Source organism: Clostridium sp. UMB9555A (assembly GCF_030222355.1).
GTDB lineage: Bacteria > Bacillota > Clostridia > Clostridiales > Clostridiaceae > Sarcina > Sarcina perfringens.
Genome location: NZ_JASORQ010000002.1, coordinates 812,915 through 837,262, shown reverse-complemented (window position 1 = coordinate 837,262; position 24,348 = coordinate 812,915). Strand labels below are relative to the sequence as shown.

General features: G+C 26.3%; 20 protein-coding genes and 1 other annotated feature. Of the genes, 14 read left to right on the top strand and 6 right to left on the bottom strand.

Going from position 1 to position 24,348, the window contains the following annotated elements:
* Positions 1-101 precede the first annotated feature (101 nt).
* Complete coding sequence (locus tag QP548_RS09130; RefSeq protein ID WP_061426722.1) at positions 102-905, top strand: MerR family transcriptional regulator; 804 nt, start codon at positions 102-104, stop codon at positions 903-905.
* Between the two features lie 164 nt (positions 906-1,069).
* On the opposite strand, the gene QP548_RS09125 is transcribed toward QP548_RS09130, so the two are convergent.
* Positions 1,070-2,425: a DUF4317 domain-containing protein gene (locus QP548_RS09125; RefSeq protein ID WP_075808118.1), complete on the bottom strand. Its 1,356-nt coding sequence runs from the start codon at positions 2,423-2,425 to the stop codon at positions 1,070-1,072.
* A gap of 307 nt (positions 2,426-2,732) precedes the next feature.
* Here QP548_RS09125 and QP548_RS09120 point away from each other — a divergent pair, with 307 nt between their 5' ends.
* Together QP548_RS09120 and QP548_RS09115 are read left to right on the top strand one after the other, a co-directional pair.
* Complete coding sequence (locus QP548_RS09120; protein ID WP_061426727.1) at positions 2,733-2,888, top strand: zinc-ribbon domain-containing protein; 156 nt, start codon at positions 2,733-2,735, stop codon at positions 2,886-2,888.
* Between the two features lie 338 nt (positions 2,889-3,226).
* Positions 3,227-4,591: an MFS transporter gene (locus QP548_RS09115; protein WP_061426729.1), complete on the top strand. Its 1,365-nt coding sequence runs from the start codon at positions 3,227-3,229 to the stop codon at positions 4,589-4,591.
* 94 nt (positions 4,592-4,685) lie between these two features.
* On the opposite strand, the gene QP548_RS09110 is transcribed toward QP548_RS09115, so the two are convergent.
* Positions 4,686-5,525 (bottom strand): AraC family transcriptional regulator, encoded by an 840-nt coding sequence (locus QP548_RS09110; protein WP_061426730.1) that lies wholly within the window; start codon positions 5,523-5,525, stop codon positions 4,686-4,688.
* A 364-nt stretch (positions 5,526-5,889) separates the two neighbouring features.
* On the opposite strand from QP548_RS09110, the gene QP548_RS09105 reads away from it, so the two are divergent.
* Together QP548_RS09105 and QP548_RS09100 are read left to right on the top strand one after the other, a co-directional pair.
* Positions 5,890-8,928, top strand: a complete 3,039-nt coding sequence (locus QP548_RS09105) for a glycoside hydrolase family 2 TIM barrel-domain containing protein (protein ID WP_061426731.1) — start codon at positions 5,890-5,892, stop codon at positions 8,926-8,928.
* Positions 8,929-9,138: 210 nt separating this feature from the next.
* Positions 9,139-10,578 (top strand): FAD-dependent oxidoreductase, encoded by a 1,440-nt coding sequence (locus QP548_RS09100; RefSeq protein WP_061426732.1) that lies wholly within the window; start codon positions 9,139-9,141, stop codon positions 10,576-10,578.
* A gap of 299 nt (positions 10,579-10,877) precedes the next feature.
* Here the strand turns inward: QP548_RS09100 and QP548_RS09095 are convergent, their stop codons facing one another.
* Complete coding sequence (locus QP548_RS09095) at positions 10,878-12,257, bottom strand: GntP family permease (protein ID WP_061426733.1); 1,380 nt, start codon at positions 12,255-12,257, stop codon at positions 10,878-10,880.
* A gap of 413 nt (positions 12,258-12,670) precedes the next feature.
* On the opposite strand from QP548_RS09095, the gene QP548_RS09090 reads away from it, so the two are divergent.
* From QP548_RS09090 to QP548_RS09065, 6 genes are all read left to right on the top strand, one after another.
* Positions 12,671-13,453: an alpha/beta fold hydrolase gene (locus QP548_RS09090; protein WP_061426734.1), complete on the top strand. Its 783-nt coding sequence runs from the start codon at positions 12,671-12,673 to the stop codon at positions 13,451-13,453.
* A 70-nt stretch (positions 13,454-13,523) separates the two neighbouring features.
* Positions 13,524-13,748 (top strand) — a binding site (T-box leader).
* A gap of 155 nt (positions 13,749-13,903) precedes the next feature.
* Positions 13,904-15,193, top strand: a complete 1,290-nt coding sequence (gene aspS / locus QP548_RS09085) for an aspartate--tRNA(Asn) ligase (RefSeq protein ID WP_061426736.1) — start codon at positions 13,904-13,906, stop codon at positions 15,191-15,193.
* A gap of 165 nt (positions 15,194-15,358) precedes the next feature.
* Positions 15,359-16,474 (top strand): helix-turn-helix domain-containing protein, encoded by a 1,116-nt coding sequence (locus QP548_RS09080; RefSeq protein WP_061426738.1) that lies wholly within the window; start codon positions 15,359-15,361, stop codon positions 16,472-16,474.
* A gap of 204 nt (positions 16,475-16,678) precedes the next feature.
* Positions 16,679-17,491, top strand: a complete 813-nt coding sequence (locus tag QP548_RS09075; RefSeq protein ID WP_061426740.1) for a DUF438 domain-containing protein — start codon at positions 16,679-16,681, stop codon at positions 17,489-17,491.
* A gap of 41 nt (positions 17,492-17,532) precedes the next feature.
* Positions 17,533-18,231 carry an iron-sulfur cluster repair di-iron protein gene (gene ric, locus QP548_RS09070; protein WP_061426742.1) on the top strand — a complete coding sequence of 233 codons (699 nt, stop codon included), beginning with the start codon at positions 17,533-17,535 and terminating at the stop codon, positions 18,229-18,231.
* A gap of 152 nt (positions 18,232-18,383) precedes the next feature.
* Positions 18,384-19,094 (top strand): Crp/Fnr family transcriptional regulator, encoded by a 711-nt coding sequence (locus QP548_RS09065; protein ID WP_061426744.1) that lies wholly within the window; start codon positions 18,384-18,386, stop codon positions 19,092-19,094.
* Positions 19,095-19,346: 252 nt separating this feature from the next.
* Here the strand turns inward: QP548_RS09065 and QP548_RS09060 are convergent, their stop codons facing one another.
* Positions 19,347-19,508 carry a rubredoxin gene (locus tag QP548_RS09060; RefSeq protein WP_003453030.1) on the bottom strand — a complete coding sequence of 54 codons (162 nt, stop codon included), beginning with the start codon at positions 19,506-19,508 and terminating at the stop codon, positions 19,347-19,349.
* 592 nt (positions 19,509-20,100) lie between these two features.
* Between QP548_RS09060 and QP548_RS09055 the strand changes: the two genes are divergently transcribed.
* Entirely contained in the window at positions 20,101-20,847 is a 747-nt protein-coding gene (locus tag QP548_RS09055; protein ID WP_003461568.1) for an FAD-binding oxidoreductase, read from the top strand.
* Between the two features lie 218 nt (positions 20,848-21,065).
* On the top strand, positions 21,066-21,776 hold the full coding sequence (locus QP548_RS09050) for a Crp/Fnr family transcriptional regulator (protein WP_061426747.1): 711 nt from the start codon (positions 21,066-21,068) through the stop codon (positions 21,774-21,776).
* A gap of 54 nt (positions 21,777-21,830) precedes the next feature.
* Here the strand turns inward: QP548_RS09050 and rd are convergent, their stop codons facing one another.
* A complete protein-coding gene (gene rd / locus QP548_RS09045) occupies positions 21,831-21,992 on the bottom strand; it encodes a rubredoxin (protein WP_003452884.1) in 162 nt (53 codons plus the stop codon).
* Between the two features lie 26 nt (positions 21,993-22,018).
* Entirely contained in the window at positions 22,019-23,239 is a 1,221-nt protein-coding gene (locus QP548_RS09040; RefSeq protein WP_003453014.1) for an FprA family A-type flavoprotein, read from the bottom strand.
* Positions 23,240-23,454: 215 nt separating this feature from the next.
* On the opposite strand from QP548_RS09040, the gene ahpC reads away from it, so the two are divergent.
* Positions 23,455-24,018, top strand: a complete 564-nt coding sequence (gene ahpC, locus QP548_RS09035; RefSeq protein ID WP_061426749.1) for an alkyl hydroperoxide reductase subunit C — start codon at positions 23,455-23,457, stop codon at positions 24,016-24,018.
* Positions 24,019-24,348 lie beyond the last annotated feature (330 nt).

The following is a 24,348-nucleotide window of genomic DNA, read 5'->3' as shown; positions in this document are numbered from 1 at the left end:
AATGGAGTAACTCCAATGTCAATGCCTATTTTGAAAATATATTCATATGAATAATTTAATGAGATATAATTAAATATATAATGAGTATAAGAGGTGGGAATATGAAGTTATCTATAGGTGAGGTAGCTAGATTATTTAATATAAGTAAAGATACATTAAGATACTATGATAAAATAGGAATTTTAACACCAGAGGTTAATAAAGAAAATGGTTATAGATTCTATGATATAAGACATTTAGAGCAATTAGGATTAATATTAGGAATAAAATATTTAGGAATTTCATTAAGTGAAATCAAGGAGATTACAGAAGATGGGGATATAGAGGATTATTATTATTTGATGCAAAAGCAAAAGAATATAATAAAAGAGAGGATTCTAGAGCTAAAGAAATTAGAAGAATCCTTAGATAATAGTGGACAAGTAATAAATAGAATAATGAATTTTAAAAATCAGTATGATTTTTCTAAACTCAATGTAGAAAATTTAGATTTAAAACTCTATGAAGTTAAGGTAAGAAGTGCTTTAGATTTAGAGAATGAATCTAAGGTGGAGAAAAAATTAATAGAATTAAAAGATGAAGCATATTTATATTTCTATGAAATAAAGGATAATAAATACATTATAGAAGAAGAAAACTTACTTTTTATAAAATCTAATGAAAAGATAGAAAGATTTTTAGAAAAATCAAAGAATAAAGATAAAATTACCTTTAAAAATATACAGGGAAAGTTTGCTTTAGTAGATTTTTATGGAACTGTAGAAGAAATTGATAATTATATACTTAGTATTAATGAATATTTTAAAGGGAATAAAAATAATTATGCCTTTATAGAATATGAATTTTACTTGCCTAAAAAAAGAGAGGAAGTAAAGTACTTTGTAAGAATATACTTAAGTTTATAGGATAGTGAATTATTGGCTATTTTAAAATAACTTTTGATATATGACATTATTTACAGTAAAAAATGATAGTTGAAAAAAAGGATAAAAATATAACTGGAAATAAAATTCCAGTTATATAACCAATATTAGGGTATTAAATTCATATCACATTATTCTCAACTAACCTAAATTAAATCATCTAATCCATTAACTGTAGTTTGTTCATCCTCATTAATAGGAATAACTATGCACTTTTTACCATCAATTATTTGAGATTTTATTTCAGGTATTTTTTCAGGTTTTACTTGAAGTATGATATCATATTCACTATTAATATCAGTATTATCTTTAGATTCTTCTAAATTACTTTCTAAAATTTCTTCTGAGTTACTTTCTGAAGTTTCATCAGAAACTAAATCATCATTTTCTGTAAGAGCATCTTCTTCCTTGTCCATGGCAGCTTCTTTTTTCACTTCTTCAAGTCTAGTTTTTAGTATTGCCACTTGCTTTTCAAGATGTTCCTCTTTTTTTCTCTGTTCATTTGCTTTTAGAGTTTTGTTATCAATTAAGTTTTCAGCTAAAGGAAGATCTTCTCCAAAGCTTTCCACATAAGATTTTTCAATCTGGCTAGTAATATCTTCAGGAATTCCACTTTCTATTAATATATTTTGAACATCCTTATCTGTTAAAGATATAGGTTCACAGTCAGGAGTATCTTCGTACATAGAGTTATGTTCTTCTATCATATTATTTAAATTTTCTTGTACTTCCATAAATATTTTTTCTGCTTTTTCTTCATCTAAGAAAGAATCCTTAATAATTGATTGGAAGGTTTGCTTTTGAATAGTAGCAGTTTGTTTTGAAGTACAACCTAATACATTCTCCATTAATTCTGGATGAGTATCCTTAGCATTTTTAGTATAATACATAACAGAATTTACATCTGAGCTACGATCTATAAAAGCAGGGAATACAAATCCATTAGCAGGGGCTTCAACCACCCAATCTCTAATACGTGCTTTTATCTGATTTTCTTCTTCAAAATATCTAAGACCAGGACCAGAAAGAGAAACTGGACATACTGCACATAAAATATATTCATATACTTCTTCAGATTCATCTACCTTAAGGTTATCCTTAGTTTTAGTGATAACATCATAAGCATCATGGAAAAGAAGTATTAAAAAGTTACCTGTGTAATCATAATTATCTATGACTAATTTATAAAAATCATTAAGAAGTTCATCATCCTTTAATTGACTATTTTTTAATTGCATAAGAGAAACTTGTCTCTCATTAACAAGATAATCATTTAGTGGAAAGTTAAGTTCTAAAATATTGTTTCCAATAGTTCCAGATATTACTTTTTTAGCAATTTCTAAATACTTAAAGTATTCATCTTCATCTAAGTTAAGAAAAGTTTCCCTAAAGTTTAAAATAATATTTTTTTCTCCATTGACATAGCATCCACACATTTTAGTAAAAGTGCAATGGTCTTTTTTAAGACGTTTTTTTAATTCAAGTATATCTTTTTTTCGCATATATAAACTCCTCAATCTAAACTAATTAATATATTTTCATTATTAAGTATAGTATTTTTTATACATTAATTAAAGATTTTATTAAATGAATTCTATGTAGATTACAACATATTAGATAAATATAAAATGGCAAAAAACTTTTTATTAATAATTATTTTTAAAAAACAATTGCATTAAAGTAAATAGTGTGTTACTATAAGAGAGTAGCAAAGATGCTAACAAAAAAAGTTTCATTTAGGTAAATAGTTTCTCGTAAATTAGAGATTATTATATCGATTTAGAATCTTTAATTTCAGGAGGAATATTTATGACAGATAAAATAATAACATGTAGAGATTGTGGAAGTGAATTCGTATTTTCAGTAGGAGAGCAAGAATTCTACAAAGAAAAAGGATTCGATAACGAGCCAACAAGATGTATGTCTTGTAGAAGAGCTAAGAAACAACAACAAAATAGAAGATAATTTTGAAGTGTTATAGGCTGTAGTTTTAAACTACAGCCTTTTTTATATTTTAATAAGTTAAGCTTCATTAACAATACACTTATCATTATTTAATTGATTTTTAAATACATTTCTAAAAACAAATCTTACAAAGGTCTATATTAAAAATAATTGTGTGAAAACTTCAAAAAGTAAATTAATTAGGAAATATAAATCAATATTTTAGAAACTTAATTCTATTTGATTAATAGAAAAATTTTGTAATAATATAAACGAAGATTAAGAAATCGATTTCTTTTTAATAGTTTAATTAAACGGGTATTTATAAGATTTTATTATTGGAATATAGAGGTGATGGTTTGAATACATTAAGAGATAAAAAAGTAGAAAAAAGTGATGATGTTTCTATAAAAACTTTAATTACTTATAGTATGGGAAGTTTAGGAAACAATATGATATATGCATTGATTAGTTCTTACCTTTTAATTTTTTTAACAGATAGTTTTAAAGTAGGGGCAGCTGCCATAGGAACATTGTTTTTGGTTGCAAGAATTATAGATGCAATAACAGATCCTATAATGGGGGTTATAGTTGATAACACTAATACTAAAATTGGAAAGAGTAGACCCTATTTATTTATCGTTCCTATCTTTATGGGAATAGCAACAATCATGTGTTTTTCAGCACCAGATTTAAGTTATAGTGGTAAAATAATATGGATATACATAGCATATATTTTCTGGGGAATATCCTTTACTGCAATGGATATACCATATTGGTCATTATCTGCAAATATTACAAGATCTTCGTCAGGAAAAACTAAGATTGTTACATCAGCAAGAACAGTAGCCTATGTAGGTAATTTTATAATTTTAACTTCAACAATTCCTCTTGTATCAATAATTGGAAACTGGCAAACTGTGGCTATAATATATGTTTGCTTTGCTACTATATTTACTTGGGTTACAGCCTTTGGAATTAGAGAAATTAAGGATAATGTGGCAAAGAAAAAGGAAAAGCAAGGGTTTAAACAATTTATAAATCTATTAAAGACAAATAAGCCTTTAAGAATAGTTTTATTATCAATGTTAGTTTTAGAATTAAGTGGAGCAATAAAAAATACAATAGCTATATATTATGTAAAATATAATTTTAATGCAGAAATGATGATTCCAGTAGTTAGTTCAGTTGGTATGGGAGCAAGTATATTAGGTGGAGTAATGTCACCATTTTTAACAAAAAGATTAGGAAAAAGAAATACTGCCCTTTTAGGATTATTAGCTGGTGCAGCGGGATCATTTTTAGTATTTTTACTATCATACTCTTCACTACCTTTAATGATAGTTATAAACTTTATAAGTGGAATCTTTGATGGAGCAGGTTATATTACATTAACTTCAATGGTTGCAGATTGTGTTGAATATGGTGAATGGAAAACTGGAAAGAGATCAGAAGGAATGATATTCTCATTAAATATATTTAAAAGTAAGATTGCCAGTGCTATTGGGGGATCCTTATGTGGATATATCTTAGCGTATATTGGTTATACAGCAAACGAAAGTCAATCTACTTTTACATTAAACGGAATTCATTTAATACAGACTTTAGTTCCATGTGCAATTGTAATAATAAGCTTTATGCTACTAAGAAGATATAATTTATCTGAGGCAGAATATGAAGCTATAGTTGATGACTTGAAAAATGGTGTTACAAGAGTAGGTTAATATTAATATAAAAAGTATAACAGAGACGTAAATTAAAACCTCTGTTATACTTTTTATTTTTTAAATTTTTTTGTTTTAAAGAGGGATTTTAAAGTTATATACTTGGTTTATTTACTTGATTATTTCTGTAATTTAATGGAGACATTGAAAAATGTTTTGAAAAAGTTTTTGAAAATAACAGGGAGTCACTATAACCAATACGACTTGCAACTTCTCCTATAGGAAGTTTAGTGCCTTTCAATAAAAGGGTAGCTTTGTACATTCTAAGATTTATTAAATATCTTTGAGGAGAAATTCCAAGGTTTTTTATGAACATTTTATATAAATAACTTCTACTTAAGTTTACATAATCAGCAATTTCTTGAACAGTTATACTATTCATGTAATTAGAATTAATGAAATTAAGAGCATCTTGAATATATGTATGTAATTCCTTATCTTTGTAATCAAAAGGTTTTGGGAATTCTTCTATAAGTGTGTACAATAATGAGTAAAGTTCCTTTAGTAATAGTATGTCATCAGAGCTTGAGGGATTATAAGTCTTTGAGATTTCACACATATTTAATATTATCTGTGGAATTTTTGAGTTTTTTTCACAATTAGCAACATAAGAGTTAGTAATAGAAGTTCTATTTAAATATTCATTAGCATTTGAGCCACTAAATCCTATCCAGTAATATTCCCAAGGGTCATCAATAGAAGCCACATACTCAACTTTCATACCTTTTAGTAGTATAAAAATATCACCTTGTTTTAAGGTATATACTTTACCATTAAATTTAAAAGTTCCATATCCCTTAGTTACGTAATGAATGACAGCATTTTTTAATACTTCATATTTATATCCTAATCCTGGTATGCCTTGTTCTATACCACATTCATCTACATTCATTTCAAAGTTTTCTTTTATATATTTTTTCCATAATATTTGCATTTGTACCTCCTAACCTATAAAATTAATTAATTTTATATTAGTCTTATATTAAACATTTACATGAGAGCTTTTCAAATTAATCTATCCATATAAAATCTTTTTTATTTTAAAATAAATTCTTCTAACTATAAGAATATTTCAAAGAAACATTTTTATATATTAGTTATTAAAATCTATAAGATTATAAGAAACATTATAACATATTTTAGAACCTTTTAACTATTTTAAAAGATTAATTTACATATTAACATTTAATTATGGGTGAAAACTATTTTGAAAAATGATTTATATGGAATTATGTTTCTTAAATATATAATCATGTTTCATGAATGCATAATTATTTTAAACGTATTGGGAGGGTAAAATGATATTAAAAAATGAATACCATGAAGATATTTCTAAACTACATGTAAATATGATGCCAAGAAGAAGTTATTATGTTCCCTTTGTGGATACTGATGAAGCTTTAAATATTAAAGATAGAAGTAAGCAAGTTAACTTCTTTTCACTTAATGGTAAATGGGAATTTAATTACTTTGATAGCTTACAAAAAGTGAAAGAGTTTGATGATATAAATCAAATTAGTTTTTCAGATAATATTGATGTGCCATCTCTTTGGCAATTAAATGGATATGATTATAATCAATATACTAATGTAAAATATCCAATTCCTTTTGATCCACCTTTTGTTCCTATAAACAATCCATGTGGAATTTATAAGAGAGATTTTGAAATTGAAATACTTCCTGAAAATTATGATTATAATATAAACTTTGAAGGCGTTGATTCCTGCTTTTATTTTTGGATAAATGATAACTTTGTTGGGTATAGCCAAATATCTCATAGCATATCTGAGTTTGATATTACAGAATTTTTAGTAAAGGGTAAAAATACAATTACAGTCTTAGTTTTAAAATGGTGTGATGGAACTTATTTTGAAGATCAAGACAAGTTTAGAATGTCTGGAATTTTTAGAGATGTATATATACTAAGAAGAGCAAAGAAAAGAATAGTTGACTATAAAATAACTCAAAGTATAGATTTTTCAGCTAAAGAAGGAAAGTTAGACCTTGAAGTTTTATCTAATATAGGAAATCCAAAAGGAAAATATTATTTGTTAAATCCTAATAATCATATGATAGCATCTGGAAATATAGATAATAATAAAGTCCAAATCAATATTAAAAATGTAGAACTTTGGAGTGCAGAAATACCTAATTTATATACTTTATTAGTTGAAACAGAGCATGAGGTTATAAAAGAAAGAATAGGTATGAGAGAAATTAAAATAGAAAATTCTATTTTAAAAATTAATAATAAAACAATAAAGTTAAGAGGAGTTAATCATCATGATAGTAATCCAACTAAGGGATATGTTATGACATATGATGATATGATTCTAGATTTAAAAATAATGAAAGAGTGTAATGTTAACTCTATAAGAACAGCTCATTATCCTAAATCTCCGATTTTTTATGAGTTATGTGATGAATATGGTTTTTATGTTATGAGTGAGGCTGATATTGAAATTCATGGGGTTGTTGAACTATATGGATTAGGATATTTAGATAATTATAATATGATAGCTGATGATAAAGTTTATGAAAAGGTTATTATTGATAGAGTTAATTCATCTATAGTTCCTTTTAAGAATAAATCTTGTATTTTCATGTGGTCTCTTGGAAATGAGTCAGGATTTGGATGTAACTTTGAAAGAGGATTAGAATATGCTAGAAATTTAGATCCTACACGTCCACTTCATTATGAAGGTGCTCATTATGCTAGCAAAGAAAGAGAAAATGACTTTACAAATATTGATGTTATTAGTCGTATGTATATAAGTATAGAGGAAATCAAAGATTATTTTGAAAAAGGAATAGACAAGCCATTAATATTATGTGAGTATGCACATGCTATGGGAAATGGTCCTGGTGGATTACAAGACTATGATGAAATGATACAAAAGTATGACCAGTTTGCAGGGGCATATGTTTGGGAATGGTGTGACCATGCAATACTTATTAAGGAAGATGTTAATGGTAAAAAAGCATATGGATATGGAGGAGATTTTGAAGAGGAAAATCATGATGGAAACTTCTGTGTAGATGGTTTAGTTTACCCAGATAGAACTCCTCATACTGGATTATTAGAATATAAAAATATCAATAGACCTATAAGAGCCATAGAATTTGATAAAGTTGAGAAAAGAGTTAAGCTTAAAAATATGCTTGATTTTAGGGATGCTGGTGAATTCTTAGATGTTACTTATAAATTGTTTTTAGATGGAGAAATAATTTTCGGAGATGATATAGATTTAGAAAGCTTAAAAGCAAAAGAAGAAAAATGGTATGATTTAAGTATGCCAGAATTGCCAAAGGGAATTATAACTATATTATTTCAGTATAAAGTAAAAAATAATAATCATCTGTATGAAAAAGGTGAAGTTCTAGGCTTTGACAATTTTATTATAAAAAATGGGGTAGATAATATCTCATCTGTTGATAAAATCATAAAAAGTACTATTGATGAACAAAAATTTTATGTAGAAGAAACAGTTAACAAGATTAAAGTTATAAATAATGAGTTTATTTATAATTATAATAAAAATACAGGTTCCTTTGATTTTATTCAGTCATTAGGAGAAACGTTTATAGATGATCCAATGAAATTTATTATTTGGAGAGCACCTACAGATAATGATAGAAAGATTAAAAATCTGTGGATTGAAGCTGGCTTTAATCAAATTACTACAAGAGTGTATAATAGTAAAATTAAAGAGTTTTCAAATAGGGTGGAGATAACTAGTGATTTAAGCTTGATACCACCATATAGAGAAAGAGTCCTTGATATTAATGTAACATGGAGTATTTATTCAGAGGGGTTAATTAAGTGCCATGTTAAAGGGGATAAAAATATGAAAACACCTTATTTACCAAGGTTTGGTGTAGAGCTTAAGCTGAATAAATACTATGAAGGGGTAAGTTACTTTGGATTTGGACCATATGAAAATTACGTAGATAAAAATTCATCTTGTTATTTAGGAAGATTTAATTCTAAGGTTTCTGAAATGCATGAAGACTATATAAGACCTCAAGAAAATGGGGCACATCATTATTGTAGAGAAGTAGCTATTAATAATGAAAAAGGAAAGGTTTATGTTTTATCAGAAAATGACTTTGCCTTTAATGTTTCACACTTTTCTCTAAATCAATTAACTAATGCAAATCATAATTTTGAGCTTCATGAAGAGGATGCAACTTATTTAATTGTAGATTACAAACAAAGTGGTATAGGATCAAATAGTTGTGGCCCTGATTTAGATGAAGAATATAGACTAAATGAAAAAGAATTTTCTTATGATTTTTACTTAAAATTTGTAAAAGATAATATAAAGGATAATTAAATATAATGTTTTAAATTAATTGCTGTCTTATATAGTGCTTGAAAACACTATATAAGATAGCATTTTTTATTTTAGTCTTAATACCAAATTTAAATTTATTTCCGTATATAGGTTTTGAATATCTTATTAAATTTTTGTGGGATTTTAAATATATTTATGTAAATATGCAAAATATATCTTATATATTATAAAAATAAATGAGGTGAACTTATGAAATCTGTATGGAGTGAAAGTTGTAAATTTAGAAAGAGAGAAGCTTTAAATAAAGATATAAAAACTGATGTTTTAGTTATTGGAGCTGGAATAGCAGGGGGATTGACAGCATATATGTTAAAGCAAAATGGGAGAGAGGCAGTTGTAATTGATGCAGCTGAAATAGCAAGTGGTAATACAAAAAATACCACAGCGAAGATTACATCTCAACATGATTTAATTTACAGTAAATTAATAGCAGAGTTTGGAGAAGAAAAAGCTAGACAGTATGCAAAGGCAAATGAGCTTGCTATAAAAAAATATAAAGAAATCATTGAAGATAAGAGAATAGAATGTGATTTTGAAGAAAAACCAGCATATATTTATTCTTTAAATGAAATAGATGTTCTTAAAGAAGAGGTGGAAGCTGCTAAAAATCTTGGAATTGATGCTGAATTTGTTGATGAGGCAAATTTACCTTTTAAGATTAATGGAGCTGTTAAATTTAATAATCAAGCACAATTTAATCCACTTAAATTTTTAAAAGGTATTTCAAATGAATTAATTATTTATGAAAATACTAGAGCTTTAGAAATAAAAGAAAATTTAGTAGTTACAAGTGGAGGAAACATAACTGCGAATAATATAGTAGTAGCCACTCATTATCCAATAATGAATGCTCCTGGATATTATTTTATGAAAATGCATCAAGAAAGATCCTATGTTTTAGCCTTAGAAAATACAAGTGAAATTGATGGAATGTATATAGACCTTAATAAAGAGGGCTATTCTTTCAGAACTTATAATAATTTATTATTACTTGGAGGAATAAGTCATAGGACAGGAGAAAATGAAGAGGGTGGAAGTTATGATGAATTAAGAAAAGTTGCTAAAAAGTTATATCCAAAGGCAAAGGAAAAATATTATTGGTCAGCTCAAGATTGTATGACTATAGATGGAATACCTTACATAGGAAGATATTCTAGTGAAACTCCAAATATATATGTTGCTACAGGATTTAATAAATGGGGAATGACAAGTTCTATGGTTTCAGCAATGATAATATCAGATATGATATTAGAAAAAGAGAATGATTTTTCAGAAATATTTTCTCCAAGAAGATTTGATTTATCTTTATCAATAAACAATATTGCTAATGATTTAATTGAAACAGCTAAGAATTTTATTGCTCAAAAAGTATCTATTCCAAGTAGCGAAATAGAGCATATTAAAAATGGGCATGGTGGAATTATTGAATATAATGGTGAGAAGGTTGGGATTTATAAAAATAAAGAGGGAAAAGAGTTTTTTGTATCAACAAAGTGTACCCATTTAGGATGCCAACTTAGTTGGAATGCAGATGAATTAACATGGGATTGTCCTTGTCATGGGTCAAGATTTGATTATAAAGGAAGGTTAATAGGAAGTCCAGCTACTAAAGACCTTGTAGAGGATTAATAAATATTATGAATGTAAATAAGAATACTAACCAAGAAGGTACTACTTCAAGGGCTAGATAAGTTCAAGATAGTTTTCAATTGGTTAATATTTAACTAATTGAAAACTATTATGGCTAATAGTAAAAGACTTTGAATCAATATTATAATTGAGATTAAAATAAAACTTACAAATATGATAAATAGAATTTCTAGCTATGATTTATGAATATATGTAAATTAATATAATTATTATATGAAGCTAGTAATTTTAAAAATATATTTGTAAGTTTTAAAAAATTAATATTTAAATTTTTAGTATTAAACAGCAAATTTCATAGAAACTAATAAGACTATTATAGCTGTTGTAAATATAGGAATAAGGACAGAGGTTACAAACATATCCTTATAGGCTTCTTTGTGAGTTAAACTACAAATGGCTAAAGTAGTAATAACTGCTCCATTATGAGGAAGAGTATCTAACCCTCCAGAAGATAGAGAAGCTATTCTATGAAGGATTTCTGGAGAAATATTCATAGCCTGACTCATTTGTAAGTATGTTGGAGCAAGAGCATCTAAAGAGATTCCAAGTCCTCCAGAGGCTGAGGCTGTAAGTCCACATATTAAGTTAACCGATAAAGCTTCAGAGATTATTGGGTTTGATGAAACTCCAAATATAACTGATTGTATAAGAGTGAACACAGCTAGTGACTTTATTACACTTCCATATCCAACTATGGCACTAGAATTTAATAGTGGTTTAAATGAGTTAGTAACTCCTTTATCTAATACTGATTTTAAGTTTTTTATTTTTTTAAAGTTAGTTATTATTAAAAATAAGTCTGCTAAAACTATAGCAATTATTACACTCCAAGTTCCAGAAACATTACTTAAAGTGGTATTAAATTCTTTAAGGTAACTTCCATCTATATTTTCATAATAAACTTTTGAAAAGAATAAGTTAACTATAAAAATTATTATTATAGGAATTATTGCTTTAAATATACTAGGTAAGTTTTCGTAGTTTTCATTAACCATTGAATCATTATGATTTCCATATCCCTCACCCTTAGCTTTAGCTGATTTTGCACGTCGTGTAAGCCATATCATGCCAAGAGTTAGCATCATAATACTTGCTAATAATCCTATAAGTGGTGCTGCAAAAGTATCTGTACCAAAATATTTCATTGGTATAACATTTTGAATTTCTGGTGAACCTGGCAGAGCAGTCATTGTAAAAGTAAATGCTCCAAGAGCAATTGTTCCAGGTATAAGTCTTTTAGGAATATCAGCTTCTCTAAATAATGTAGAGGCAATTGGATAAAGAATAAATGCTACTACAAATAAGGAAACACCACCATAAGTAAGCAATGCTCCAGAAAGAACAACGGCTAATATTGATTTTTCTTTTCCAAGTTTTTTAGTTATAAAGTGAGCTATAGATTTAGCATAACCTACCTCTTCCATTAACTTTGCAAAAATTGCTCCTGTCATAAAAAGAGGGAAATAATTTTTTATAAAACTTGCAAAGCCAGACATATATATTTCAGTATAACTAGCCATTAAATGTCCATTTAATCCAGTAGTAAGAAGTATAGTTACCAATGCTACAATGGGAGCTGTTATTATTGTTGAGTACCCTTTATAAGCAAGATACATTATAAGTATTAAGGATAATATTAAACCTAAGATATTTGTCATTATGATTAAATAGCTGCATCTAAAAAATAAATTATTATAAAACTAATAAACATATTAAGATAATTACTAGATTTTACCAAGAATTTAAATTCTAAAGCTCATCTATATATTCTCTTCATACTTTTTATGATTTTTTTTGTTATATTTTTATACAGCCCTATCTCCTTTCTTTAGTTAAATTCATTTATTATTTTTTCTATTTTATATTTATAAATTCATAAAATTAATTCAATAATTTTAATTAGTTAAAATATTATATCATATAATAATTTGTATTAAATAAGGTTAAGAGGTGAATAATGGCAAATAGCTTCTTTATTAATCGTTTACTAAGATGTGTTATAATATTATTGTATAAAAGTTATTTATAAGCGATTTATTTTTAAAGAAAGTATTATAAAGGGTGTTTAAGTGTGGCATATTTTAAATATAAAAATCAATCTTGTTATTATGAAGAAATAGGAGAAGGAAGACCGTTATTATTTTTGCATGGTAATACAGCTTCTTCAAAGATGTTTTCTTTTATTGTTGATAAGTATTCATCAGATTATAAGGTGATTTTATTAGACTTTTTAGGACATGGAAAATCAGATAGACTTGATAAATTTCCAATAGATTTTTGGTATGATCAAGGGGAGCAAGTTATTGAGTTTTTAAGACAAAAGAAATATAAAGATGTTTACATAATAGGGAGTAGTGGTGGAGCTTTAGCAGCAATTAATGTTGCTTTAGAGGCACCAGATCTAGTTGATAAATTGATTACTGATAGCTTTGAAGGAGAAGTACCTTTAAAAGCATATACTGAAAACATAGTCAAAGAAAGAGAACTTTCTAAAAATGATGAAAACGCTAGAGGATTTTATGAATACATGAATGGAGATGATTGGGAAAGCATAGTGGATAAAGATACTGAAATGACTTTAGAGCATGAAAAGAAAATAGGTAAGTTTTTTCATAAACCTTTAAATGAATTAAAAGCTGAAATACTTATGACTAGAAGTCGAGAAGATGATATTTTAAGCTTAAATAATAAAGACTTTTTTGAGAATGTATATAAAGATCTTATTAAAAAGATAGGAAATGGTCAATATTACATTTTTGAAAAAGGTGGACATCCTGCAATGTTTTCAAATTATGAGAAGTTCATTAAAATAAGCAAAGAATTTTTTTATAATAATAAAGTAAATATTAAATAAAATTAATATATATTTAGTAGAAAAATAAATATTGACAAATTGAAATTATTCTAATAAAATATACAAAAAAGTAAATTCTTTGAAAGAAAGAGTAAATATATACTTAGTATGCAAAGCGAGTAGGGTTGGTGTGAGCCTATGAGAAAGGTAATATTGAAAGACATTCTGGAGAAGCTTATCTGAAGTGTCAAGTAGGATGAGACGGTTTTCCTCCGTTAAAGGGATCTGAGATGATAATGTATTAATACATTGTTGAATTAGGATGGCATCGTGAATATATGCATTCGCTCCTATTATGGGAGTGAGTGCTTTTTTTATATAGAAAAGAGCTCATTCTATATAGTGCTTTTATTTTAATTCAATTAAACATTATTAAAAAGGGTGGTACCGCGAAATTATTTTGCCCCTTGAGTTTTTACTCAAGGGGATATTTTTTTGGAGGTAAAAATTATGAAAAGAAGTTTAATAAATGAATTAAAAAATCATTTGAATGAAAATGTGTGTATTAAGGGATGGATATATAAAATTAGAAGATTAAAATTTATAACGTTTATTATTATAAGAGATAGGTCTGGATTAGTTCAGTGTGTTGCTGAAAATGAAAAACTTGATTTATCAAATTTAACTGTAGAATCTGTAGTTTCTATTGAAGGAACATTAAAAGAGAGTAAAAATTCATTAAATTCCTTTGAAATACAGATAGAAAATATAGAGATTATAAATAAGGCAAAAGAAGAGCTAAAAATAGAAGTAAATAAAGAAACTTTAGATATAACTTTAGATACTATGCTTAATAACAGAATGTTAAGTTTAAGGCATAAAAAGATAAATGCTATTTTTAAAGTTCAAAATATAATAACAGACTCATTCAGAGAGTTTTTAAATAAAGAAGGTTTTACAGAAATTCATACCCCTAAGATTGTTAAAGAGGGAGCTGAAGGTGGAACAGAAGTTTTTGAAGTGAAATATTTTGAAAATAAAGCATATTTAGCACAAAGTCCTCAATTCTATAAGCAAATGATGGTTGGTGCAGGTTTTGAAAGAGTTTTTGAGATTGGTCATGCATATAGAGCTGAGGAGCATAATACCAATAGACACCTTAATGAATATGTAAGTATGGACTTAGAAATGGGATTTATTGAAAATGAGTTTGACATTATGAATTTAGAAGAAAATTTACTTAAATTTATATTAAACTCTTTAAGAATTAAAGGAAAAGAATATATAGAGTTATTACAAGTTGAATTGCCTGTTATATATGAGGAAATACCTAAAATAGAATTTAATGAGGCAATAGAGATATTAAAAGAACAGTATAATAAAAATGACTTAGATGGTGACTTAGACCCAGAAGCAGAAAAACTTTTATATAAGTATGCAAAAGAAAAACTAAATAGCGATTTTCTATTTTTGACTAATTATCCAAGAAAAAAAAGACCAATGTACACAATGCCTAAAGGAGAGGAGGGAACTCATAGTTTTGATCTATTGTTTAGGGGAATAGAGATAACAACAGGTGGACAAAGAATACATGACTATGAAATGCTAGTAGAAAATATGAAATATAAGGGGCTTAACCCTAATAGTTATGAAAGTTATTTAGAGTTATTTAAATTAGGAATGCCTAAACATGGTGGATTGGCTATTGGTCTAGAAAGAATAACAGCAAGAATTTTAGGGTTAGAAAATGTTAGAGAAGCAACCTTAATTACTAGGGATAGAAAAAGGCTTGTTCCATAGATATAATAAAAACATTATTTTATCACTAAGATTACTATAAGAGTTAAGTATATAAAATAATTAAATACATTCAACTAATAGTAGAATTAATTCTACTATTAGTTTATTGGTATGATGAATTAATAATGATATTATTAGGATATTGAATTTAAGGGAGGGGTATATATGAGTGATATAAATCTTAAAGTTTTAGAATTAAGAAAGATGAAAGGAATATCTCAACTTGAATTAGCTAATATATTAGGAATATCATTTCAGTCGATAAGCAAGTGGGAGAATGGGATTAGTATGCCTGATATTATATTATTACCTAAAATAGCTCAAATTTTTAATGTTTCTGTAGATCAATTATTAGGATTAAAACCATTAGAAAGTGAAGAATATATAAGAAGAAATACAGATCATAGGGAGTATTGGAATGAAAATTCTAATGCAGTGGATATAAGTAAGAAATATTTTTGGAATAAGGATTATTTGAAGTTTCTTATTGATAATGTTTGGAATATAAGTAGACCTATTGATATTATTGATTTTAGGTGTGGAGATGGTTCTTTTGGTAGGGATTTGATGAAACTTTTACCAGAGGGAAGTACATATACTGGAGTTGATAATAAGTATTTTGTTCAAAAAGCTAAAGAAAATATCAAAGCTGAAAATATTAGTTTTAAATTTATAGAATTAAATTTGTATAATTTTAAAGAAAATAAAAAATATGATTTAGCTATTTGTCAAACTGCATTAAGACATATGAATAATCCAATATGTATATTAAAGAATATGATTGATTCTGTGAAGATTAATGGATTAATTATATGTATAGAAGTTAATCGTGAATTTGAAGAAAAAGGGTTATTTATTGATGGAATTAGTTATAGTGAAATTTGTACATCTTTTGATTTTCATAAATTATGGGAAAAGGAATTAGAGTGTGAAGGAAGAGATTACTCTATAGGAATAAAACTACCTTTCTACATGGAAAAGTTAGGATTAAAGGACATAAATATTCGAATGAATGATAAAGTAATATATGTAAATCCTAATATGAATGATTATTGTAAAAAACTAGAGGATTTTAAAACAATAAATGGATGGAACAAATATATTAGTGATGAAAATAAAGAAAAAATAATAGCTTTATTTATGAATAGGGGGATTAATAGAGTTGATGCAGAGAATTATATAAAAATTCAATCAAAAATATCAGAATTTTTTAAAGAGGATAATTTAAGAAAATCATTTTTGAAGGTTCCATCATTATTTATTACGTATGGACGAAAATAAGATAAAAGGTAAAACTGTAGATTAAATATTCTACAGTTTTTTTATTTAATTTTTTCAATGTGACCCCGGTCATATTTAAGATAAGCACTTTGAAATTATAATAGCATCATAAGAGAGAGGCAACAAGCCAAATAAATAATAAGAAATTTTTATTTATAGGAGGAAGTAGTTAGCATAAATTTATTATGCTATTGAAATTTATATATGGAAAATAAAAAAGTAATATTAAAAAATGGACAAGCAAAGGTTATTGATTCTGAAAGAATCAAAATGTTAACTGACTTTTTAAGAAGAATAAATAAAGAAGGTATAACTCCAGAATTAAGAGAAGAAGGATTAGATATTGTAAAGTCAATTGATCCCTTAGAATTATCAATTGCAGAGCAAAACTTAATAGATGATGGTATGGAGCCTAGTGAATTAAGACATTTATGTGATATACATATGGAGATTCTTAAGGATGAACTTGAAAAATTAAAAAGCAATATATCAAGGGGGCATGTCTTAGATACTTTAGTTGAAGAGCATACAAAGATATTAGCATTATTAGAAGATCTTGAAGCAGTTACTAATGAGATAGTAAAAATGGATAAGTATAATAAGGAAAAGGAAGAATTTTCAAAGGCTTTAGAAATAGTACAAGGTATTTTAGATGCAGAACTTCATCATAAGAGAGAAGAAGATGTATTATTTCCAGAGTTAGAAAAGAGAGAGATTACTGGTCCAACAAGAATAATGAGATTAGAACATGATCAATTAAGAGAAAAAAAGAGAAGATTAAAGGAATTAATAAAAGTAGTTGAATATCTTGATTTTGAAGACTTTAAAGATAATCTTCAATCTTTATCTAAAGAGATTTGCTTTGAGCTTAAGGATCATATATTTAAAGAAAATTATATTCTATATCCAACAGCTTTAGAGGCTATAAAAGATGAAAAACTTTGGGAGAATATGAGAGAGAAATGTGATGACATAGGATATTGTCCATTTACTCCAAAAGAATGTATAGAAAAATAGTTTGTTATAAATATGTAATTAAAAATTAGGAGGAAATCACTATGGAAAAATTAATTAGAAAAGATTATAGTTTAGGAGAGGTTGTTACTATTTACCCAGCCGTTGTTAAGAAATTTAATAATATGGAATTAGATTATTGCTGTGGTGGAAGTAAAAGTTTAGAATTAGCACTTAAAGAAAAAGGTGTTGATGTTGATAAATTTGTTGAAGATTTAAATAAAGAATTCAAAGAGTTTAAATTTGAAAACTCTCAATATGTAGATTGGAGAGAAAAATCTTCAGAAGAGTTAATAAGTCATATAGTTGAAACTCATCATGCAGAGACTTTCAGATTATTAAAAGAAATAGATTCATTGATGGTTAAGGTATTTAGAGTACATTTTTCACATGATCCAGAACTTTTAATGAAAGTTCATAGCCTTTTTGGAAAGCTAAAATGTGAATTAGAAGAACATTTACTTAAAGAAGAGAATATTTTATTCCCATTAATGATTAAGTATGACCAAGCAAAAGATAAAGAAGAAAAGAAAGAAATAGAAGAGGATATAAGAATCATAGTTAATGAACATGAATCTGCTGGTGATATATTAAAAGAATTAGCAGAAGTAACCGATGATTATAAAGTTCCAGAATGGGGATGCATAAGTTTTAAACTACTATATGATTATTTACACGACTTAGAAAAAGATTTATTCATACATATTCATAAAGAAAATAATATATTATTCCCAAGATATTAATAGTTATAAACATTATTATAATTTTATAAATTTTAAGTTTGAAAGAAACATAGAAACTATTTTATGTTTCTTTTTTTATTAAATGTTAAGTTTTATAGTAGAATATTAAATAAAGAAAAAGGATAAATAAAATAGTAAGGAGGAAGATAGAAATGGAAAAAACATGTACATGTGGATCATGTAAAGAACCTTGTGCTAAAAATATATCTATTTTCTCAACATTATCCACTGAGGAGTTGTTGAAAATAGTTAATATGACTGAACATAAAAGTTTTGAAGAAAATGATGTTTTATGTAGAGAAGGAGAAAAATCAGATAAGCTTTTCTTAATTAGAGAAGGAAGAGTAAAGATATGCAAAATAACTAAAGAGGGAAAAGAACAGATAGTTTACGTATTATCTGAAGGTGATTTCTTTGGAGAAAATAATCTTTTTACTAGTAATAATATTAGCAACTTTTCAGCTTATGCAATAACAGATGCAAAGTTATGTATTTTAAAAAAGGAGAATTTAGAAAAAATACTCATAAAAAATCCAGAGATATCATTAAAAATAATACAAGAGATGGCAGATAGAATAAATTCTGCTGAGAATTTGGCACAAACTTTAGCTACTAGGGATGTAGAAGCAAGATTAGCCACTGTATTAATAGAATTTATGGATAAGTATGGTGAGAAAAATAAAGAAGGAATATACATAAGTTTACCTCTAAATAGAGAACAGATAGCAAATTATTGTGGTATAACAAGAGAAACTGTAAGTAGAAGACTTTCAAAATTTGATAAGTTAGGAATAATAAAGTTACAGGGGAATAAGGGTCTTATTGTTAAGGACAAAGAAGCTTTATTTAGTTTAGCTGAATAGTTAAAAGGAGATTATATATTAGTAAGTTGAAAATTTTTAACAAGGCTATATTTTTAAGTCGGATTTGATTTTAGACTCACTTAATGATTTAGTTATTAATAAGTGGTTTATAGCTTCAATCAAATTTACTTTAAAATATAGCCTTTAAATAAATAATAATCTTTATAAAGCTTTTGATTTTTATAATAGAACTAATTAGATATACTGTTTTAGTCTAAGAATGTATTCTTAAGTCTTATATAGACTTCTAAATTATTCAACTTTAGAAAAATGAGTTTTATCTAGTTTACAAAGTGGACATACCCAAGTATCTGGAATATCTTTAAATTCGGTACCAGAAGCCACACCATTATCAGGATCTCCTACAACTGGATCATAAATATATCCGCAAACATCACATACAAACTTTTCCATTATTAAAACCTCCTTAGAATTAATAGATATGTTATTTTATTATGTTTAATTATTAAATAAATTATGTCTAAAAATATTAATTGGTATTAGATTTATTAGAAATTATAATATATTTAATTTAAAAAATCCCAATGAGTATAGAAGAATTAGAATTTTTGTATTTGGATAGTATATTATTAAAGTCAAAGATTTGTTTTGGGTAAATATAATTTTTAAATGTGATGCCAGTCATATTTTAGAGCAATTATTGTAGATATAATAACTTTATAATAGAGAAGTAAAGACTAAGATGTTAATATTAATAGCATATAAACACATATTAATAGCTTGATATATATAATATTTAAATAAACTTATAATTTTCGTTTTTATTTTTATAAAACCCTAAAGTAATATATAAAACCTATAAATTAAGAATTTCGATGTACAAATATAAATTAGTTTCTACTTACTCTATTAAATTTATAAATTAAAAATTATAGGTTTAACTGTAAGTAACAATATATGAAGTTTTATTAAGTATTAATTTAAGTCATATATTGTTACTTATTTAATAATTATAAACTTATGATAAGTGTAATGAGGTGATAATATGGAAAATGTTTGGAATGGATTTAGACAATTAGAAATATTTAAAATAGAAGAAGAGGCAAAGGATATAAAATCATTTTACCTAAGAGCTACTGATGGTAAACCATTAAAAGAATATAAATGTGGTCAATTTTTACCTCTTAAAATAGAAACTGATGATGAAGTTATAAAAAAAGAAATGAGAAGATATAGTTTATCAGGTGATCCCAAAAAGGATTATTATAGATTAACAATAAAGAGGGTGCCTAATGGAAAGGTAAGTGGATATTTTCATGAATCTATTAATGTAGGTGATACAATATTAGCAATGCCTCCATTTGGGAAATTTACATTAACAGAAGATAGTAATAAGCCTTTAGTTTTACTATCAGGAGGTATAGGAATAACACCTATTTTATCAATGCTATATGGAGCTAAGGAACAAAGCAGAGATGTATACTTTGTGGAGGCTGTATTAAACTCAGATAATCTAGCTTTAAATTTAGATGTTCAAGGAATTAAAAAAGTAAAGAATTTTAAGGAAATAAAGATATTTAGTGAGCCATTAGAAAGTGATATAAAAGGTAAAGATTTTGATGAAGAGGGATTTATAACAAAAGAATGGATAAAAAATAACTTGCCTTTAAATGGAGAATTTTTCTTTTGTGGACCAACTTTATTTATGAAAAGTATAAGAAATAGTTTAAAAGATTTAGGCGTTAAAGAAGATAATATTAATTTTGAATTCTTTGGAAAAGAAGAGTTTTAATAATTATTTTTTAGATTTTAATATAATAACACTTAGTATATTAAAAATTTAGATTTAAAATGTTATAAAAAGTAGTTAATTCTTAAGAATTAACTACTTTTGTTTTTAATAATATTATATGCATATATTTTTAAAAACTTATGATGTATTGATAGTTATTAATAGCATTTGTTAAAATTGATATGAAATACCAAAAGATAAAAGGAGCGTATAAATTTGTGATTAGATTATGTAATTGTGCATCAGATAAAGGACCATGTGCTAGGAATATAGCTATTTTCTCATCATTATCAGATGAGGAACTATTCAAAATAGTCCATATGACAGAACATAAGGAATTTGATGAAAATGATACATTATGTAGGGAAGGTGAAATATCAGACAAGCTTTTTTTAATTAGAGAGGGAGAAGTGAAAATATGTAAAATTACTAAAGAAGGAAAAGAGCAAATAGTATATATACTATCTAAAGGAGATTTCTTTGGAGAAAATAATCTTTTTGTTAACAGTAATATTAGTAATTTTTCAGCTTATGCAATAACTTCAGGTAAGATGTGTGTATTAAATAAAAAAAGTTTAGATAAAATACTTTTAGAAAATCCAGAAATATCAATAAAAATAATAGAAGAGATGGCTAATAGAATAAACTTAGCAGAGAATTTAGCACAAAATTTAGCAACTAAGGATGTAGAAGTGAGAATAGCATCAGTGTTGGTAGAATTTGTGAATAGATATGGAATTGAAAAGGAAGAAGGAATATATGTAAAGTTACCACTTAATAGAGAACAAATGGCAAACTACTGTGGTGTTACTAGAGAAACTGTAAGTAGGAAACTATCTAAATTTGATAAAACAGGAATAATAAATTTACATGGAAATAAGGCAATCATAATTAAGGATATAGAAGCTTTATTAGATTTAGCAGAGTAAAGTAAAAAGCCTAATAAATCTATATGATTTATTAGGCTTTTTACTAATATAATATTATTCAGTTTCAGAGAATTGAGATTTATCTACTCCACAAAGAGGACAAACCCAATCATCAGGTATATCCTTAAATTCAGTTCCAGGTTCAACACCATTATCAGGATCTCCTACAGCTGGATCATAAATGTATCCACAAACATCACATATAAATTTTTTCATAATTAATTCCTCCTAAAATTTAACGATTATATTATTGAACTGATATAATCAGCAGCTCTTACAACTTCTTTTTCTGATTCTTCATTTAGTGAGAATCTAATTCTTACTGGGAAATGAACATCAATCATACCAGTAGATTTTATTATTGATGAGGTATTTAAAACATTACCATTTGTAGAGTTTAAGTAATCCTGAATTATTTCTATAGGTTCACCACTCCATCCAAATGAACCAAAAGCACCTAAAAGTTTATTGCTTAAATCTAATTTAGGTAATTCTTTTAATATATCTTCAATAGAACCTATTAAATCTCCATATTTAGTTGAAGTACCAAATAGTATTGAATCTGATTCTTTTATTGAAGCTAATATATCTTCTTTAGTACTTTTATCTGCATTAAATATATAAACTTCAATATCCTCATTTTCTAATTCAGATTTGAATTTTTCAGCTATTTTTTTTGTTGCATTTCTCATTGTAGTGTAAACTATAGTAGCTTTTTTCCCTTTTTTAGTTTCTTTACTATATTTATCATATATATCAATATATGACTGAATATTTTCATCTAGTATATAACCATGTGATGGAGCAATAACTTCTATATCTAAATCTTTTAATATATCAATCAGTGGCCTAATGTATTTTCTATGTGGTTCCATTATAAGTTTATAGTAAGTTAAAAAGTCCTCTGTAATATCTTCATTTGATTTACTTGAGAAATGTTCCTTGGCAGTAAGATGAGTACTAAAAATATCACAAGGGAATAATATTTTATCTTCTACATCATATGTAATCATTGTTTCCTCAGTATGAAGATAAGGAGTCATTTTAAATAATAATGTTTTTCCTCCTATATCAAGGGTATCCCCATCATTTACTACTATAAAATCTCTATCATGTAATTTATATAATTCTTTTAGATGATATACGGCTTTTTCACTGCAAACTATTTTAGCATTAGTAGCTTGTCTAGCTAGTCCACCTAATGCACCTGAATGATCTGGTTCTGTATGATTAATAACTATGTAACTTATATCTTTTAAATCAATAATCTCTTTTAAATTATTTAAAAAATCTTTTGTATATATTAAATCTACAGTATCAATAACTGTTGGCTTTTTAGTTTTTAATAAATAACTATTGTATGTAGTTCCTTTTTCTAATATTAATCTGTGAAATGGAACAGGTCTATTGTCAATTACTCCTACTGAGTAAATATCATTTCTTAGTTTAATTTCTTTATTCATAAGTACCCTCCTTATTAAATTTCTTTTGTGAAAATCTACAACCTTAGTTTAAAACATAATAAAATATCTGAATGTGATTGCACACACATGATAAAAATAATATAAAAATTTTTCTAAAAAGTATTGACTTTTTATTAAATAATAATTATTATTAATTATAAGAATTAAATGATAAATAAAATCAATTGAAAATAAATATCAAGGAGGAAATGCAAATGTCATTAATAAACAAAAAAGTTTCAGATTTTAAAGTGCAAGCATATGAAAATGGAGAATTTAAAGAAGTTACATCAGAGGATTTAAAAGGACACTGGTCAGTATTCGTATTCTATCCAGCAGATTTTACTTTTGTTTGTCCAACTGAGTTAGGGGAGTTAGCAAACAATTATGAAAGCTTTAAAGAAATAGGATGTGAAGTTTACTCAATATCAACAGATACTCACTTTGTTCACAAAGCATGGGCAGATGCTTCAGATACTATAGGAAAGATTAAATATCCAATGTTAGCAGATCCAACAGGAAAATTAGCAAGAGATTTTGAAGTTATGATAGAAGAAGAAGGATTAGCATTAAGAGGATCTTTCGTAATTAACCCAGAAGGAGAGATAAAAGCATATGAAATCCATGATAACGGAATTGGAAGAAATGCTGAAGAATTATTAAGAAAGGTTCAAGCAGCTCAGTTTGTTGCAGAACATGGAGATCAAGTTTGTCCAGCTAAATGGAAACCAGGTGAAGAAACATTAGCACCAAGTTTAGATTTAATAGGAAAACTTTAATAAAAATAAATAAAGTGGTTTTGTAAAAATATAACAATAAACTTACAAACATATTCAGAGAATTACTAGATTTCGCTAAGAATTTATAATTATTACTCCGAAGATATTACTAAAGCTTCGAAACTTGCTTCGCTTCGAACAGTCTCAGCTTCTTAACGTAATATCTTCTCCGTAATAATTTAAATTCTAAAGCTTATCTAGATATTCTCTTCATATTGTTTGTAAGTTTTATAAGAATTTGTTTTAGGCAAATTTTCAATGCTAATCAATTGAAGTTAAAACATTTTTAAGTTATTTCAAAGTAGATAGTTTAAAAATATTTTGAATAGT